The organism is Methanorbis rubei (assembly GCF_032714495.1).
Classification (GTDB): domain Archaea; phylum Halobacteriota; class Methanomicrobia; order Methanomicrobiales; family Methanocorpusculaceae; genus Methanocorpusculum; species Methanocorpusculum rubei.
Genome location: NZ_JAWDKB010000002.1, coordinates 252,068 through 267,751, shown reverse-complemented (window position 1 = coordinate 267,751; position 15,684 = coordinate 252,068). Strand labels below are relative to the sequence as shown.

General features: G+C 51.6%; 17 protein-coding genes. 8 read left to right on the top strand and 9 right to left on the bottom strand.

Translation table 11 applies throughout. The features are described from left to right. Nucleotides 1–229 precede the first annotated feature (229 nt). The 3 genes from McpCs1_RS03310 (at nt 230) to pyrF (ending at nt 2,875) form a co-directional block, all read left to right on the top strand. A complete protein-coding gene (locus McpCs1_RS03310; protein WP_338095836.1) occupies nt 230–1,150 on the top strand; it encodes a hypothetical protein in 921 nt (306 codons plus the stop codon). Between the two features lie 147 nt (nt 1,151–1,297). After that, on the top strand, nt 1,298–2,236 hold the full coding sequence (locus McpCs1_RS03305) for a deoxyhypusine synthase (RefSeq protein ID WP_338095835.1): 939 nt from the start codon (nt 1,298–1,300) through the stop codon (nt 2,234–2,236). Continuing rightward, nucleotides 2,237–2,875 carry an orotidine-5'-phosphate decarboxylase gene (gene pyrF / locus McpCs1_RS03300; RefSeq protein ID WP_338095834.1) on the top strand — a complete coding sequence of 213 codons (639 nt, stop codon included), beginning with the start codon at nt 2,237–2,239 and terminating at the stop codon, nt 2,873–2,875. Nucleotides 2,876–3,117: 242 nt separating this feature from the next. On the opposite strand, the gene cofD is transcribed toward pyrF, so the two are convergent. After that, nucleotides 3,118–4,032, bottom strand: coding sequence for a 2-phospho-L-lactate transferase (gene cofD / locus McpCs1_RS03295; protein ID WP_338095833.1), 915 nt, complete (start codon nt 4,030–4,032; stop codon nt 3,118–3,120). A gap of 303 nt (nt 4,033–4,335) precedes the next feature. Here cofD and McpCs1_RS03290 point away from each other — a divergent pair, with 303 nt between their 5' ends. Continuing rightward, a complete protein-coding gene (locus McpCs1_RS03290) occupies nt 4,336–4,875 on the top strand; it encodes a methylated-DNA--[protein]-cysteine S-methyltransferase (protein WP_338095832.1) in 540 nt (179 codons plus the stop codon). A 242-nt stretch (nt 4,876–5,117) separates the two neighbouring features. Here McpCs1_RS03290 and purF read toward each other — a convergent pair whose 3' ends face one another. The 4 genes from purF to tsaA form a co-directional block, all read right to left on the bottom strand. Beyond that, a complete protein-coding gene (purF, locus tag McpCs1_RS03285; RefSeq protein ID WP_338095831.1) occupies nt 5,118–6,518 on the bottom strand; it encodes an amidophosphoribosyltransferase in 1,401 nt (466 codons plus the stop codon). 12 nt (nt 6,519–6,530) lie between these two features. Next, entirely contained in the window at nt 6,531–6,704 is a 174-nt protein-coding gene (locus tag McpCs1_RS03280; protein ID WP_338093303.1) for a 50S ribosomal protein L37e, read from the bottom strand. 20 nt (nt 6,705–6,724) lie between these two features. Then, nucleotides 6,725–6,952 carry an LSM domain-containing protein gene (locus McpCs1_RS03275; protein WP_338095830.1) on the bottom strand — a complete coding sequence of 76 codons (228 nt, stop codon included), beginning with the start codon at nt 6,950–6,952 and terminating at the stop codon, nt 6,725–6,727. A 213-nt stretch (nt 6,953–7,165) separates the two neighbouring features. Next, on the bottom strand, nt 7,166–7,588 hold the full coding sequence (gene tsaA / locus McpCs1_RS03270; RefSeq protein WP_338095829.1) for a tRNA (N6-threonylcarbamoyladenosine(37)-N6)-methyltransferase TrmO: 423 nt from the start codon (nt 7,586–7,588) through the stop codon (nt 7,166–7,168). Nucleotides 7,589–7,915: 327 nt separating this feature from the next. Here tsaA and McpCs1_RS03265 point away from each other — a divergent pair, with 327 nt between their 5' ends. Genes McpCs1_RS03265 through McpCs1_RS03250 form a run of 4 tightly spaced genes read left to right on the top strand, consistent with a single transcriptional unit; the run spans nt 7,916 to nt 10,809 of the window. Next, nucleotides 7,916–8,413 carry an RNA-binding protein gene (locus McpCs1_RS03265; protein WP_338095828.1) on the top strand — a complete coding sequence of 166 codons (498 nt, stop codon included), beginning with the start codon at nt 7,916–7,918 and terminating at the stop codon, nt 8,411–8,413. Between the two features lie 50 nt (nt 8,414–8,463). After that, nucleotides 8,464–8,838 carry a cell division protein SepF gene (locus tag McpCs1_RS03260; protein WP_338095827.1) on the top strand — a complete coding sequence of 125 codons (375 nt, stop codon included), beginning with the start codon at nt 8,464–8,466 and terminating at the stop codon, nt 8,836–8,838. A gap of 6 nt (nt 8,839–8,844) precedes the next feature. Continuing rightward, nucleotides 8,845–9,399 carry a ZPR1 zinc finger domain-containing protein gene (locus McpCs1_RS03255; RefSeq protein ID WP_338095826.1) on the top strand — a complete coding sequence of 185 codons (555 nt, stop codon included), beginning with the start codon at nt 8,845–8,847 and terminating at the stop codon, nt 9,397–9,399. Between the two features lie 15 nt (nt 9,400–9,414). Further along, complete coding sequence (locus McpCs1_RS03250) at nt 9,415–10,809, top strand: DUF8157 domain-containing protein (protein ID WP_338095825.1); 1,395 nt, start codon at nt 9,415–9,417, stop codon at nt 10,807–10,809. A gap of 240 nt (nt 10,810–11,049) precedes the next feature. Here the strand turns inward: McpCs1_RS03250 and McpCs1_RS03245 are convergent, their stop codons facing one another. From McpCs1_RS03245 to McpCs1_RS03230, 4 genes are all read right to left on the bottom strand, one after another. Further along, complete coding sequence (locus McpCs1_RS03245; RefSeq protein WP_338095824.1) at nt 11,050–12,267, bottom strand: hypothetical protein; 1,218 nt, start codon at nt 12,265–12,267, stop codon at nt 11,050–11,052. A 40-nt stretch (nt 12,268–12,307) separates the two neighbouring features. Beyond that, the gene (locus McpCs1_RS03240) at nt 12,308–12,802 is read right to left on the bottom strand and encodes a hypothetical protein (RefSeq protein ID WP_338095823.1); all 495 of its coding nucleotides are present in this window, start codon (nt 12,800–12,802) and stop codon (nt 12,308–12,310) included. A gap of 140 nt (nt 12,803–12,942) precedes the next feature. Next, a complete protein-coding gene (gene purM / locus McpCs1_RS03235; protein WP_338095822.1) occupies nt 12,943–13,938 on the bottom strand; it encodes a phosphoribosylformylglycinamidine cyclo-ligase in 996 nt (331 codons plus the stop codon). Beyond that, nucleotides 13,935–15,332, bottom strand: coding sequence for an aspartate kinase (locus tag McpCs1_RS03230; protein ID WP_338095821.1), 1,398 nt, complete (start codon nt 15,330–15,332; stop codon nt 13,935–13,937). Before McpCs1_RS03230 ends, purM begins: the two co-directional genes overlap by 4 nt. Between the last annotated feature and the right edge of the window lie 352 nt (nt 15,333–15,684).

Here is a 15,684-nt window from a genome sequence, read left to right as displayed (position 1 = left end):
ATGGGGATTTTTGAGGAAAAAAAAGAAATTGGCCATGATTCTCTGAACTGAGAAAATAGTCCAAATATAAGCAATTATACTAAATTTTTGAAAATCGCCATTGGCGATTTTTTATTCGCGCTATTCGCGTTTCCTTTTTTTTCAAAAAATCGATTAAATCTTTTCGTGGTATCACAAACCCACGCGTCGGAAAAGATAACCCCTTCCGCATCAAAAAGATACTACAACCATGACGCTTGAGGAAAAGATCACATTCTACTCGCGGGAGGACGCCGCAGAGTTTCAGAAATATCTCAAGGAGAAGGACTGCTCAGCCCGCATATCAGTTGAGCACCTCTTCTCCGGAACCCCCTACTTCGAAGGAACCATTGCAGCATTTACCGCACTTATCGACACCATCATCGCCAAAGAAGAGGACAGCGAACTCTCAGAGATCAAAACAGATCTCCTCAGTCGCGAAAAAACCCTCACCGAATTTTTTGCGGAACACAAAGTCGGCGACGTCTTAACTGATGCAACACCCTCACAGCTTCTTGCACAGCTGGAGACCATCGAAGCAAACGGAAACGATGACATCCAGAAGACCGCAACAGAAAAGTTCGTCAACTCCCTCATGATCCTCGGAACCCTTGAGGACAACGAACTCTTAAGCGTCGCAGGAGAAACACCAGAGTACACACTCACCGGCATCAAAGAGCCAAAAGAGATGCGCGTCATGTACGCCTACAGTGATCTTGGCGGAATCGCCCCCGAAGACCTGGATGACTCAGGTATTACCAGCCACATACGCACTTCCTCGACGACAGGCTACGTGGTCACCATCGGCCCAGAGATCATACTCACCTCAGGCATCGATGATCTGGGAGATGTCCTCGAACACCTTGACGTCGACGACGATGACGCAGGACGGTTTGTGGACGCAATATTCTTCAAACAGGCACTTATCGCAAAAATTCACGAACTTATCGTGGACGGTGTCACAACGGAAGAAGCACTGCTGAAAGCATTTGATGCACCAGCGTTTCCTCTCGGCGACACTACTGACGCCATCTCCTTTGACCTCTCCGCAGATTATCTCTCAGGCGTTCTCAATGATCTCCGCAAACAGGGATTCATCAAGGGCAGAGACGGCAAGATTAAAAGTTGTTAACGCAAATAGTATAGCTAGGTGGGGGATGTGGAGTACAAAGCAGTGTGGATACTGCTGCCCTCACCACACCCATAACTGTTTTCCAATATCTTATTGCTCACGCTCGCCAAATTGTATGTTATTCGCTTTAGGCAGGTACACAATACAATGCACAAACACTGTAATGATCCGGTAAAGCAGTTCATTCCCCGTGCAGGCATGACGGTGAACGAACTCGTTTCCGAGATGGGAGGTGCGGGAGCTTACAACGGCGGCAGCCTCTTCCACGCGGTCGATGTCTATGAAAAAATGCTCACCGACCCGGACATGACGAAGTTCTTCGGTCTGTCCGGCGCAATGGTTCCGGCAGGAATGGGCGGCATCGTCTCAACTCTGATCGAAAAGGGACACATCGATGTTCTTACTTCGACCGGTGCAAACCTCACACATGATTTAATCGAGGCAATCGGCTGCCACCACTACCATGGGAACGCCGAGTGCGATGACATTGAACTGAGAAAAGAGGAGATCAACCGTATCTATGATATCTTCCTCCCCAACGAAGCCTACGAGGAACTGGAGGATTTCATTCAGGATGTCTACACCGGTCTACCGGAACAGCCGATCACGATCAGCAAACTCCTGCGGGTAATAGGCGAGCAACTCGACACAGGAATTCTTGCGACCGCAGCAAAGCATGAGATTCCTGTCTACTGTCCGGCGTTTCAAGACTCAGTCTTAGGACTTCAGTACTGGATGTTTTCCCAGTTCCACAAGAAGACAATTCTTGATGCGATCGGCGATATGCATGAGCTGATGAACACAGCATTCAATGTGAAGAAGGCGGGAGCTGTTCTTGTGGGCGGCGGTGTTCCCAAGAACTTCACGCTGCAGACGATGCTGATGACGGAAAATGCGTTCACCTATGTTGTGCAGCTGACCGGTGACCGGCCCGACCTCGGTGGACTGTCCGGGGCGACGCTGGATGAGGCAAAGTCCTGGGGAAAGATCGGCGAGGGCGGTATCGGTGTCACGGTCTACGGCGATGCGACGATTACGCTGCCGATTCTTGCAACGGCAACGCTCGAGCGGCTGGAGAAAAAATAAATGGCGGATCTTCTTCTCGCACTGGATGTGAAGGGAAAGGCCGAGGCGGTTCGCGTGGCAGCTGCCTGCGCGGGCGAGCTTGATGCGATCAAGATAGGCTATCCGCTGGTGCTTTCAACCGGCCTTGGGATCGTGAAGGATCTCGCAAAGTCAGAGATTCCAATCATCGCAGACTTCAAGGTGGCTGACATTCCAAACACCAACTCCCTCATCTGTGAAGAGGTGTTCGGTGCAGGATGTGCAGGCATCATTACGCATGCGTTCTGCGGGTCAGACTCACTTGCGGCATGTGTGGACGCATCACATGATCACGGCGGCGTCTGCTTTGTGGTCTGCGAGATGAGTCATCCGGGAGCTCTTGACTTCCTCTCAGGAGAGAATGCAGAGAGGATGGCACGGATGGCAAAGGCTGCAGGGGCTGACGGCATCATTGCTCCGGCAACGCGGCCCGAGCGGACGGCAACTCTTCGCGGCATCATCGGCTCTTCGATGAAAATTTATTCGCCAGGTGTTGGTGCTCAGGGAGCACAACCTGAAGACGTGAAAAAATATGTGGACGGCATCATCGTTGGTCGTGCGATCTATGAGGCTGCCGACCCGAAGGCTGCGGCACACGAGTTCCGTGTGCGGGCAAGATAAAAAATATTTTTTTTGAAACGCGAAATTTTGAAACACGAATAGCACGAATAGCGCGAATAAAAAATCGCCAATCGCGATTTTCGAAAACTACTAAAATAATTTATTTTAGATTGATCTGATCGCTAAGAAAAAATTTTAAAAAAATTCTTTTTTTTGAAACGAAATTTTGAAACGCGAATAAAAAATCGCATGCCTTCGGCCTGCGATTCGCGTTTCAAGATCTCATCCAGCATCGAATCAATTTATTTTCGTGGGAAGTATGAGAGCAAATCCCATGCAAGGGACTCGGCCTTCTTTTCATTTGTCATCATGGTATCGAGCCGGTGAGCGCCCGGGACTTCGATATCGGTGTCGCGGGTGTCCTGAATAAACATGCTGACGCAGTCTTTGTAGACCTGCCATGTGCCGTAGGAGGTTGGCTCATGTCCCCACGCACGCATGAGGGCGGCTGCCGGACCGCTGAACGGACGGTTGCCGATGAATGGACTTACAGCGATCGTGAACTTTGGTGCGAGAGCTTCACGCACTCCCGCACACTCAAGAATCGGGCCGATGCTGGTCACCGGATTGGACGGGCCGATGATAACGCCGTCGCTGTTTTCAATTGCGGCGATGACCTCAGGAGTTGCTGTGAGCGGGGCGTTGCCCGCAGTCTTTCGGACGATTTCGGTGATCGGCACATTACCGCGCCTGCCAACCCAGTACTCCTGATAATGCATGAGGCTACCGTCCTCGGTTCTGACGTAGGTTGTCACCTCCTGATCAGACATCGGCAGAATCGCTGCCTGCACCCCGTAGCCTCTGGCAATTTTTTCCGTTGCCTCGGTGAGCGTCATCCCCTGCCTGAGGAACTCGGCACGGCAGACATTGGTCGCACGATCCTTGTCACCGAGCGGGAGAGGTTCGGTGTAGCCAAGTTTTTCCATCGCATGAAACGTCTCAAACGAGTCGCCCCTGATGCCCCACCACGAGTCGGTGTTCAGAAGGCCGGAGAAAAGATACTGCACGGTATCAATGTCAGGCGAAACGTAGAGGCCCGACATCCACATATCTTCGGCCGTGTTGACCACGACCGTGATCTCGTTGTCACGCAGAATCTGACGGAGTCCGCGGATGAGTTTCGGTGTGCCGGTTCCGCCGGACAGTACCGTAATCATGATACTAAGTAGAAAGGTGTTGTGCCGTAATCAAGATACCGTGTTTTTCGCGCCTATCATTCATCCTGCCTAAACCAGACGGAGACTGGGTCCACCATGGAAATTCACGACATTGAGATCCTGACAGAGATTGCTACACGAATTATTGGTTGAACCGAGAGGTTTCTTGCAACAGATGTGGGAGAGAAAAAAAGCATCACATTTTTCATCTCACAAGGAAATAATTCAGATAACCGCATCACGAAGACAGTGGCACATTTATGCCGCTGAGAGTTTTTGAAACATCTTATAGAGGAAATTACTATGTACTATTCAACAAAGCATCTGACACCAGTCGGAACACTAACCCTTGCCAGCGACGGGGAAGATCTTGTGGGACTTTGGATTGAGGGGCAAAAGTATTTTGGCGATACCATCCCCGATAAAATGACGGAAAAGAATGAACTCCCAATCTTTGTCTCTACGAAGAGATGGCTGGACAGATATTTTTCCGGAGAGAAACCTCTGGTTTCGGAGCTGTCCCTTCGTCCTCACGGCGGAGAATTCAGGCAGGAAGTGTGGGATATTTTGTGTGAAATTCCATATGGAGAGGTGATCACGTACGGAGAAATTGCCAAAAAAATGGCAAATAGGCTGGGAAAAGAACGAATGTCCAGTCAGGCGGTTGGTGGAGCGGTGGGGCATAATCCAATCTCCATTATCATTCCCTGTCATCGGGTAGTGGGAACCAGCGGCAATTTGACAGGCTACGCCGGTGGTGTCGGGACAAAAGCGATGTTGCTGGAACATGAGGGAGTCGATATGTCAGCCCTATTTTTTCCGAAAAAAAGTTCGGCACTTTGAGCTCACAAAGCAGACGAAAACATCACTGGAATATCGCATTACTTGTGAATTCCGTGATGATGATTTTTTGTGATACCAGAAACAATCGTGAGGAAATACTTTCACGACATCATACAGGCATAATATTATCCGTGTTTTTTTCTCGAAACAAAACCCATTTCACCAGCACACATCTATCGACAAAATATTTTCGCGGAATTACAATTGTACTGAAAAAATAGGAAACCGGACAAAAATACCGGTCAGTTATCTTCTGCCGGATACACCCTGCGGCACGCACAGCAGGGTTCGCCCGGAATTTCAAGCGGATACTTTCCGCAGGCACAGGCCATGCAGAGGTCCTCGCCCGGGATGCCGATGGAGTCCACAAGATCCTCTTCAGAGACGTACTCAAGCGTTGTTGCATGAATCATCTTTCGGATTTCTTCAGTGCTCCGACCGTTCGCAATCAGCTCATCGCGGGTCGGTAGGTCCACGCCGAAGTAGCAGGGCGCAATAATCGGGGTGGAGCCGATACGCATATGGACCTCTTTCGCACCAAAGTCACGGACCATCTCAACGATCCTGAGCGATGTGGTGCCGCGGACAATACTGTCATCCACTAAAACAACAGACTTGTTCTCGACATGTCTGCGGACCGGATTGAGTTTCATCCGCACCGCATTCTCGCGAAGACTCTGTGCCGGCATGATGAACGTTCGTCCGACATACCGGTTCTTCAAGAGACCTTCCATGTACGGAATGCCGGACACATCAGCAAATCCTGTGGCAAATGCCGTGCCCGAGTCCGGCACCGGCGAGACAAGATCAGCCTTGACCGGATACTTCGCAAGTTTCTCACCGATCTTTCTGCGGGCATCGTACACCAGAACACCATCGATAACCGAGTCGGGTCGTGCAGTGTAGACATACTCAAATACACAGAACGCATGATGATCAGCTTTGAGCACCTGACGGGCGGAAACGCCTTCCTCGGTCACAATGACAAGTTCTCCGGGCACAACATCGCGGATGAAATCTCCGGAAAGTGTATCGATCGCAACACTTTCCGAGGCAACGATGTAGCCGGTGGCAAACTCGCCAAGACAGAGCGGTTTGGTTCCGAGAGGATCACGGAACGCGTACAAAACACCGTCAAGAATTGCAACACCGGCGTAGGCTCCTTTCAGCCGCCGGATCGCATTGACAAACGAGTCCTCTGCATTCTTTCCAGAAATGAGCTCATGAGCGATCATCGCTGCAATCAGCTCAGCGTTAGTGGTCGTCGAAAAGATGTGTCCCTTCCCCTCATACTCAGTCCGAAGAGCCTCGCGGTTGTCCTGCACCAGCGCAGCGCTTACCGTAATCGACAGCACATGACCCTGAAAAGAAAATTTCAGCGGCTGGATATTTTCCGGTCTCCCGCGATGAGCCTTCTGTGTGTACAGAACCTGACCGATTCCGACATTGCCAGATAGTTTCGCCAGAATAGACTCGTTAAACACTTCGGAAAGTTGTCCGGGACCCTTGTACAAAGACAAGTCCTTCCCGTCAAAAGTAGATATGCCTGCTGCCTCCTGGCCTCGATGCTGGAGGGCATGCAGAGCATAATATAGGGGGTAGGCGACACCGCGAGAATCGACGATGCCGGCAATACCACTCATACAACAACCTTTTTAGTTATCTGCTGCTTTTTTCGTCCAGCTGTACCCGCGGATCTTAGCGCTCTTGCCAAATCCGCACGAGGAACAAACACCGTGCCGGGCGTGGAAGGACTGTTTTCCGCAGCGGCGGCAGATGATGTGGGAGTGCTTGTTCCGCAGACCCATTGATGGCGTGCCTTTTGTCATTGTTGTAATTCACCTCAAGTTTATTCTACAGACGGAGAGATGTAGATAACATTGTCGCCGCGAACGATAAGCGTTCCAAGCTGGACAGTACCCTTCTCTCCTTCTTCCTCAGCCTTGTCAAGAACCAGGTTCATGTGAACGTCGTAGCCCTGGAGAACCCCGCGGATCTCCCTCCCGCCTTTCAGTGAAATAATCACCGGCTGGCGGTTAAGGACCTGATCTAAAATTTCAAGCGGTCTCTTTGTCATAAGGATACCTCGTTTGTCTCATCAGGTAGAGTTCCGCCCCGAAAGGGACGAAACATCTCACGAGTCCTACGGACTCATGGAAGAGTGCTTAATGTATTCGTTTCATTCCCACATAAAGATAGCGTAGGGGTAGTTACCTCCGCATTCATCAGGCTGATAACCAATGTTTGTCATTGATTGTATTTCAGTCCGCGGAAAGCCGGGGGGATACGATCACGACTCACGCGGCGTATCGATTCCTGCTGAGTAAGGTTTGATGTCAATAACCGGCGTGCCGTCTAACGCTTCAAGCCCACGAACCCGAAGTGTGCCGCCGGATATTTCCACAAGTTTGACGAGCGTTAGCGCGATCGGATTGGGGCGTGCAGGAGAGCGGGTGGAAAACACGCCGCGAAGCGGGCCTTCGTTCTCCCCTCGTTTACGGGTCTTCAGAATCGTTCGATCGGACCGATCAAACCAGCAGAGAATGAAGAGATCATCTCCCGCGGCAATGCCGTCAAGTCCGTCACGGTACTCGGGGGCTATCTCGATCATGCTTATCTCATCAGTGTGACGTCCCTGACTCGGAGCGTCGCCCTTCTCTTTGAACGGTGATCTGACAACACCAATCGTCCGGCAGCTCAACGCATCATTCATTATTTTCATTATCACGCTGAGAAGAGATCAACTTTTTGGTAATATAGGAGTGATTGTTAAGTCGCCCATGGAAAAACGGAACGCATGCCTTCGGCCTGCTTACCGCTTCGCGGGAACACACAGAATATTTCAACATCACGGAGCAGACATGAACAGCACGGGATTGAATTGTTTTCGTCTTCCGTGATTTTTCACGTCTGCTCCGTGATGTTTTTTCGTGCCTATTCCGCGTGTTCAGTGTGTTCCGTGGGCGGAGCATGATTAGAGACAAAACACTACGAAGAACTGAAGCATTATAATTTTCCGTGACAAAACAGATATGCAGAAATGGTAGAACTCACGATCAAAAAACGTCACGCAATAAAAAAGAGCCAGCTCTCATCACTCATGAAAAAACTCGGCGAAAGTATCGGCGAAGATGCCGCGCTTTACAACGCCCCCATGATTGAGATTGCCGAGACTGCGTCCAAGTTCAACATCTATATCATCGACAAGAAGCCGCTTGTCATGGAACAGGAGGAGTGGGCGTTCCCGACCCTCCGCGGTGCAGTCCTCAGACCCTTCTCCGGCAGACGCATCTCTGTTGACATGGGCGCGGTCCCGTACATGATCAACGGCGCTGACGTCATGCGGCCGGGCGTCGTTTCGGTCACCGACGATGTCCGTGCCGGACTTCCTGCGCTCGTCGTGGATGAAAGTCACGGAAAACCTCTTGCGGTGGTCATTCCCCTCTACGATGCCGCAGGAATCATTGCGCTGGAGAAAGGCAAGGCCGCAAAGAACCTGCATTACATCGGTGATGAACTCTGGAATCTTGAACTCTGAGTCGCAGGCATACAAAGCATTAAATAAACAACAAATAAACTATTTTTCATATGGGATTTCTTGACGGAGTTTTCGGATCAAAGAAGGACACCCCTTCCGAAGATGACTACATGAAGTTAGACCTTGCCTCCTACGAAGGAGTCGCAGGCGCTGACGAACCGGCAGTCATGTATGTAAAAGTTGCAACCATTGCTGACATCAAAGACTGTCCGCGTGTCAAGGACGAGGTCTACAATAACAATATCGTCATCGTTGACATCACCAAACTCAAACTCGACAAGATCATGTTCGACCGCGTGATGGGTGATCTCCGTGCCGTTTCCAAAGACGTGAACGGCGACATCATTGGTCTTGGCGACCAGCGCTATGTCATCATCACCCCGACCGGCGTTCGCATCTCCCGCGAGAAGATCGGAGGCATGTAAACCCCGATGCGTCAGGTTGTTCCAGGCCCCTGCCCTGATTGCGGCAAGGATATCGAATATATTTATGATACGGAAAACATTCCCTATTTTTCCGATATTCTTCTGCTGAGCGGTGTCTGTCCAGACTGCGGTTTCCGCGTCACCGACACGATGGTGCTCAATGATCGCGAGCCGTGCCGCTGGGAGATGAAGGTGGAAACACCCGATGATCTGAATGCACGCGTCGTCCGCAGTATGCAGGGCGAGATCGATATCCCTGAGTTCGGCATCAACATCCGTCCGGGTCCTGCATGCAGCGGATTTGTCTCCAACATCGAAGGCATTCTCCTTCGTGCGGAAGACGCTGTGCGGCGTGCACTTCTTTCCTGCGAAGGAGAGGAGACGAGGAACGCGATTGAGTTGCTGGAACATATTGAACAGGCAAGAAAGTCAGAGATTCCCGTGACGGTGATCATTAGTGATCCGTCTGGAAACTCCGGGATTGTCTCATCAAAGGCAGTGCGGACGAAACTTGACGTGGAGGCCGAGCCGGACGGATGTACGATTCATCCGCTGGCATAAACTCTTTTCTGATTTATGGATTCATTACCAAAGCGGCACGCTCTCACGGAAGCGGAGGAGAAGCGGCTCGACAATCTGATCAAAAACCGCGGAACTGATCAACGGCTGGATGCTCTGACACTTTCGTACATAGAGAAGGTCTCCGGAAAGCCATGGAGGGATGAGACGGTTCTCGAAAAAATCCGTCATGCGGTCAGCTCCCAGAAGGATTCGTACTGGAAGGAGGGCGAACGCCGCGTTGTGCAGTACAAAGGCGGGTACAGTGTCCTCGCCTACATGGCATACCAGATGCCCGGATACGTTGCAGAGTTCACGGAGTTTTTCGTCAGACTGATTCGCGACGGACTCATTCGCGATCACATCAGAGTTCTGGATGTTGGCGCGGGACCCGGAACGGTCACAGTCGCAATCGCACGCGTGCTGGATCAGTGCGAGGGGATGACCGCAGAGGTCACCGCCCTTGAACGGTCCGAGATTCACCGCGAGGCGTACTTACATGTGGTGCCGGAGTTTGTGAAAAAAACCGGCAGCCATGTAACGGCACACAAACCAATCGCCGCAGACATCACGGAAAACATTCCTGAAGGCGAGTTCGATCTGATCGTCTGCTCGAACATGGTAAATGAGCTGGCGGTTGATGATGAGAAGCGTGCAGAGATTATGATGCGGCTTTCTGAACATCTTTCCGCAGACGGAAATCTGATCCTGCTTGAACCTGCAGATCTTTCGAACGCAACGATGCTTCGAAATCTCTCACGCACTCTGAAGCAGCGCGGGCTTACTCTCTATGCGCCGTGCAATGACATCCGCGGGGTTCACTGCAGTGTGTCTCCCTGTTGGACGTTTGTAACGTATGAGGATATCAAAGCAACAAAGCTGATGCTGGCGCTCGGCGAGGGTGAGGAGAAGTACCGGTTCGTAAACACGGACGTGAAATTTTCCTACGCGATTCTTCGGAAAGACGGTCACCGCAGATGCGGCTACCGTGTTCCTGCGGCAGCGAAGCGTGCGAGACTTTCGCAACTGAAGAAACATCTGGGCAAACGCATTCACGTGACCGTGTCCGTGATGTCTGCTGACATCGGGGACGCAAAAAATTATCTGTATCTCGTCTGCGACGGAACCGGCGATGTCCCAACCTACGTCGCACTGCCTGCGCATCACCGGAATCCTGAGCACGAAGCACTGCTCTCCGCACCGTACGGTTCGGTTGTTGCGATCGATTCGGTGCTGGTGAGGTTCAACAAAGATCAGAAGGCCTACAATCTGCTGATGGGACCGGAAAGTTTCACGCGGATGATTGTGGGAGTCGCAGGGCCAAAAGTTCCTGACAAACTTGCGGCGCTGAAGGAAAAGTACGGGAAAAAACCGATGTGGACCGGTAAAAGCCGACCGAAAAATAAAAAATAATTTTTTTAGAAATTACGGGATGTGATTTTTGAAACGCGAATAGTGCGAATAAAAAAATCGCCAATGGCGATTTTTGAAAAAAAATAGTAAAATAATTTATTTTAGATTGATCAGTCCGCTCAGAAAAAATTAAAAAAATTTCTTTTTGAAAAATCGCCATTGGCGATTTTTTTATTCCGCGAAGCGGTGAGCAGGCCGAAGGCATGCGACTCGCGCTATTCGCGTTTTAAAAAAAATAATTTACGCATCAACAACCGTGATTTCCCAGCTCATCGTCTGACCGCCGCCAATCGGCTCGACCGTCACGATGTAATTGCCCGTAGAAACCGCAGCGGTTGCTGACCAGACGTTGACGCCTCCAGTACCGACAACGACCGGCACGACTCCCGACCATTCTGAGAGTTCAGCAGAACCCTTCGGAGCTGCGGTGAAGTACGGCTCAATCGATATGGCGAGTTCCTTCTCGGTTGAGAAGATGGTCTCGCCTGAGATAGTAATCACTCCATCCTTCAGGACATAGCCGACCGGCTCAGCTGCCGAGGCACGGAAGAGACCTGAGAACCATGATGCAATCTGATCCCAGACGCTTGGCACCGGAGTCTCGATCGGCTCTGGTGAGGCGGTTGCAACCGGTTCGGTCGGGACAGCGGTTGCCTCGGGCGTGGAAGTTTCAGGAATACCACCGTAGACTCCCGCGGTCATTCCCGGACGGGTAAGGGTGACCGAGTAGGTTGAGTAGCTTGCGTCAGATAATGAATATCTGTTCGCCGGACGGTCTACTGCGTAAATCGTGTAGGTCCCGGGGTCAAGCTGGCCTGAGGTCTGCCACTTGTAGGTCCACATGTTGTTGTTCACCGGCCGCGAGTCAAACGTGTCGGGTTCGCCGGTCACTGAGGCGACTGAAGGGTTCGAAAGTTTCACACCGCCAGCCGGAAGGTTCGGGCCGGTCATAAACAGATACACCTTACTCGTTCCGGGAGCTGCTCCCGAGAGCGTGATCTCTGAACCGATCGGATACGTGTTGGATGCAGATGTCGGCCTCTTCGTTGCCACAACGGTTGCACTAACGGTGCCGCGGGTTATCTTCACGGACGTTGAATCAGAACTCGAACCATCAGACACAGAGAAGTGGCAGGTGGACTCCTCGCCGCCGGACTGGGTGGTGTACTCAACACGGGCACGACCGGACGCGTCCAGCACCACGCTTGCAGAAGCTGCCGAGCCTGACACACCCACCTGACCCGCAAGAAGTTTCAAGTCAGGCCTGTCGCCCGAGGTCATCGAAAGGGTCACCGTCCCAAGCGGGTTGCCGCCGGCAATCGAGAGTGTGAAGTCATTCCCAGCAATAATGCTGGACGGACCTGACAGGGTCAGATCGCTCGCAGAGACTGCGGGTATCAGAGCGGCAACTGCAAGAAAGAGAAGGAGAAGTATTGTTGTCTGGTATTTTTTTATCATTGGAAAAATAGTGGAGAGGGAAGGATATAGTGTTTTGGATTTAGACAGTGACGTCCACTGCAACAACTCCGTAGACATACGGCTTTGTCACGTCGAATGTTTTCACACTTGCGGCTCTCGGCAGCATCACATCCAGTACCCGTTCGTTTGAAGGATAAATTCTATCGATCTTGGTAGAGTATGGAATACCGGCGCTCACAACATCCTCGTAGCTCTGCGGGCTCCAGCCCTGTTCGACAGAACCGGTGTTGTAGACAAAGAATGTGTACCTGATGTTGTAGCCGTCCTTTCGGAGGTCGCGGGCCGCAACTGCTTTGAGATGCATCTCAACATTTCCCTGCTCTTCAACCGATGGTTTTGCCGTAAGTGTGTAGGTCACACCCGGGGTCTCAGGGAAAATTGTCACCGACTCGAGAACAACAGGAACCGGTGTCATTGTGGGCAGAGTTTCATTCTGATCGCCGCCGGTAACACATCCGGCAGAAAAGATCAGGCAGGCAAGAAGAACAACTGCCATGAGTAACGGATATTTCATAGAGAAGTATCAGCAGGAGATGAGATAGAGATTGCGGGTGGAAAAAATATTTCAGCTTTATCCACGAGTCGTTTGTTTGGTAGACAATGCTTTTCGTAGCTCCGCCCACGGAGCTGCGAACAATACCAAATAAAAAAAATTTAGAGAATCTCAACGCCCTTCAACAGGACCTTGTGTTCCTCAATCACACGGCCAACCACTTGGGCACCATCAACCATTGCAAGAATCTTTGCGACACTTGCTTCAGGGACAATGAACGCAAAGCCCATGCCCATGTTGAAGGTCCGGTAGAGCTCGTTTATCTCAAGTTCACCCTTTTCTGCAATCCACTGCAGAACCTCGGGAACCGGCATCGGATCATCGATCGAGAAACCGTACTCGCTGATGCGCAGGAAGTTCAACAGTCCTCCGCCGGTAACATGGCACATCCCATGGACCTCAACTGCACGGCAGACATCCAGAACCTCGGAGTAAATACGGGTCGGCGTGATTAATGCCTCTCCAATCGTTTTGCCGGACGGAAGTTTTACCGAGTAGCCGCCGTTTTCAGTGGCAACTTTTCTTGCGAGCGTGTAGCCGTTTGAGTGAACGCCGGTACTTGCAACACCGATGATGATATCGCCGGGCTTCACTTTCTCGCCGCTCACCACGCGGTCGCGGTCCTGCACACCAAGACAGGTGCCAGCAAGATCCAGACCGGTCACCATGCCTTTCAGGGTCGCCGTCTCGCCGCCAACGATGTTCATGTTGGAAAGTTTTGCACCTTCGTTCAGACCGATACCGATCTGAATCATCTGGTCGGCTTTGATGCCTTCGGTTGCGATGTAGTCCACGAACGCGATCGGCTCGATGTTCATCACGTACATGTCGTTGACGTTCATCGCAATACAGTCAATGCCGACCGTTGACCAGTCGCGGAGATCGTCTGCCACCCGCATTTTGGTACCGACACCGTCAGTGCACAGCGAGAGAACCTTTGGTCCGAAGTCGATCATTCCGGCAAAATGGCCGACGCCGCCGACCATGCCGTGTTCGCCGCTTCTCCGGAAACTCAGCTGGCGAATAAGTGACTTGACACCGTCTGCTTCCAGATCGATGTCCACTCCCGCATCTTTGTATGAATATTTCTTGCTCATGCCTGTTCCTCTGCTTCCAGATGATACTCTTCGTGAATCGCACGAACCGCTTTGACGCCGTCCGCTTCCTTCACGACAAACGAGACGTTGACCTCAGACCCCTGCGAGAGCATCATCACATTGATGCCGCCAACGCCGAGTCCGTGGAAAATTCTGCTGAGGGTCCCGTAGGTCCCTGCCATTCCTGCACCGACAACCGAGACGACCGCAACGTCGCGGTCGAAGTCGAACTCACGGATGACACCTCTTCTCTTTACCTCGGCAAGCGCCGTGAGGGCCGCGTCAAGATGCTCTTCGGTGATTATCAAGGAAATGGTCATCTCTGAGGAGCCCTGCGATATCAGCATGACATTGACTCCGGCTTCGGCAAGAGCGGTGAAGATCTCGCCTGCAACGCCTGGTCTTCCTGCCATGATTGCACCGCTGATTTTGATGAGACAGCCATTCTTTATCAACGAGATCGCCTTCACGACTCTCTTGTCGGCATGCGGCTCGCGGATGACGACGGTGCCCGGATGTCCGGGGTTGAAGGTGTTCTTGACGCGGACCGGGATATTTTTCTGCATTGCCGGAACAAGGGCTCGCGGGTGGATGACTTTCGCACCAAAGTAGGACATCTCCATCATCTCAAGGAAGGAGATGGAGTTGATCACGCGTGCTTCAGGGATAAGGCGCGGGTCGGTGGTCATGACACCGTCAACGTCGGTCCAGATGAGGATCTCGTCAGCGTCAATTCCTGCACCAATGATTGCCCCTGAGTAATCAGAGCCGCTGCGGCCAAGCGTGGTGACTGCGCCGTCTGCGGAACAGCCCATGTATCCCATGACGACCGGCACCTGTTCGGTGAGGAGTGCGCCGACGCGTGCCTGAATTCTCGGGTAGCTTTCCGGAAGTGCGGTTGCACCGTTGTGCACGCCGTCGGTGAGAATTCCTGCGTCACAGCCGCTCATGTAGCTGCTTGGGACACCGCCCTGACGAAGTGCTGCGGAGATGATGGGAGCTGACAGCCGCTCGCCAAAGGAGATGATGTAGTCTCTGGATCTCGGAGTAAGTTCGCGGAGGTTGTGGACTGCGAGAAGGATGTTGGAGAGTTTCATGAATCTTGAGTCAAGATACTCGCCAATCTCGTCCACGAAGTCGGGGGCGACCGCTTCGAGCACTTTCATGTGGCGGCTGCGCAGGGACGCAATGAATGCATCAAGAGCAGGTTTCTGTTTGCAGTTGATGACCTCTTCTGCGGTTGCGATAAGCTGGTCGGTGACGCGGGTCATTGCCGAGACAACGACTGCGATTTCATTACCGGCGTCGCGGGATTCCTTGATGATGTTGACCACGTTGGCAATGCTCTTTTCATCGCCAACAGAGGTTCCGCCAAACTTCATTACGAGTCGCATCGAATTAGCACCTGTGAGATAGTGTGTATGTAGTGGGCTTTGTGAACTGATATAAATTATCCAGCGAATAGGTTTTGGATTATTTCCGCTCCGCCCACGGAAAAACGGAACACACGGAAATTTCACAGAAAAAAAACATCACGGAGCAGACGTGAACAGCACGGAATTATATGGGAGTTACATAGTGCGATTTCTGAAACACGCGAACAAAAATATAAACTGAGTGGTGGTTGGGTGGGCATGATCAGAGGAAAATCACAGATTAATTTTTTTGATATCATTCCGTGATGTTCACGTCTGCTCCGTGATATTTTTCTGTGAAATTTCCGTGTGTTCAGTGTGTTCCGTGGGC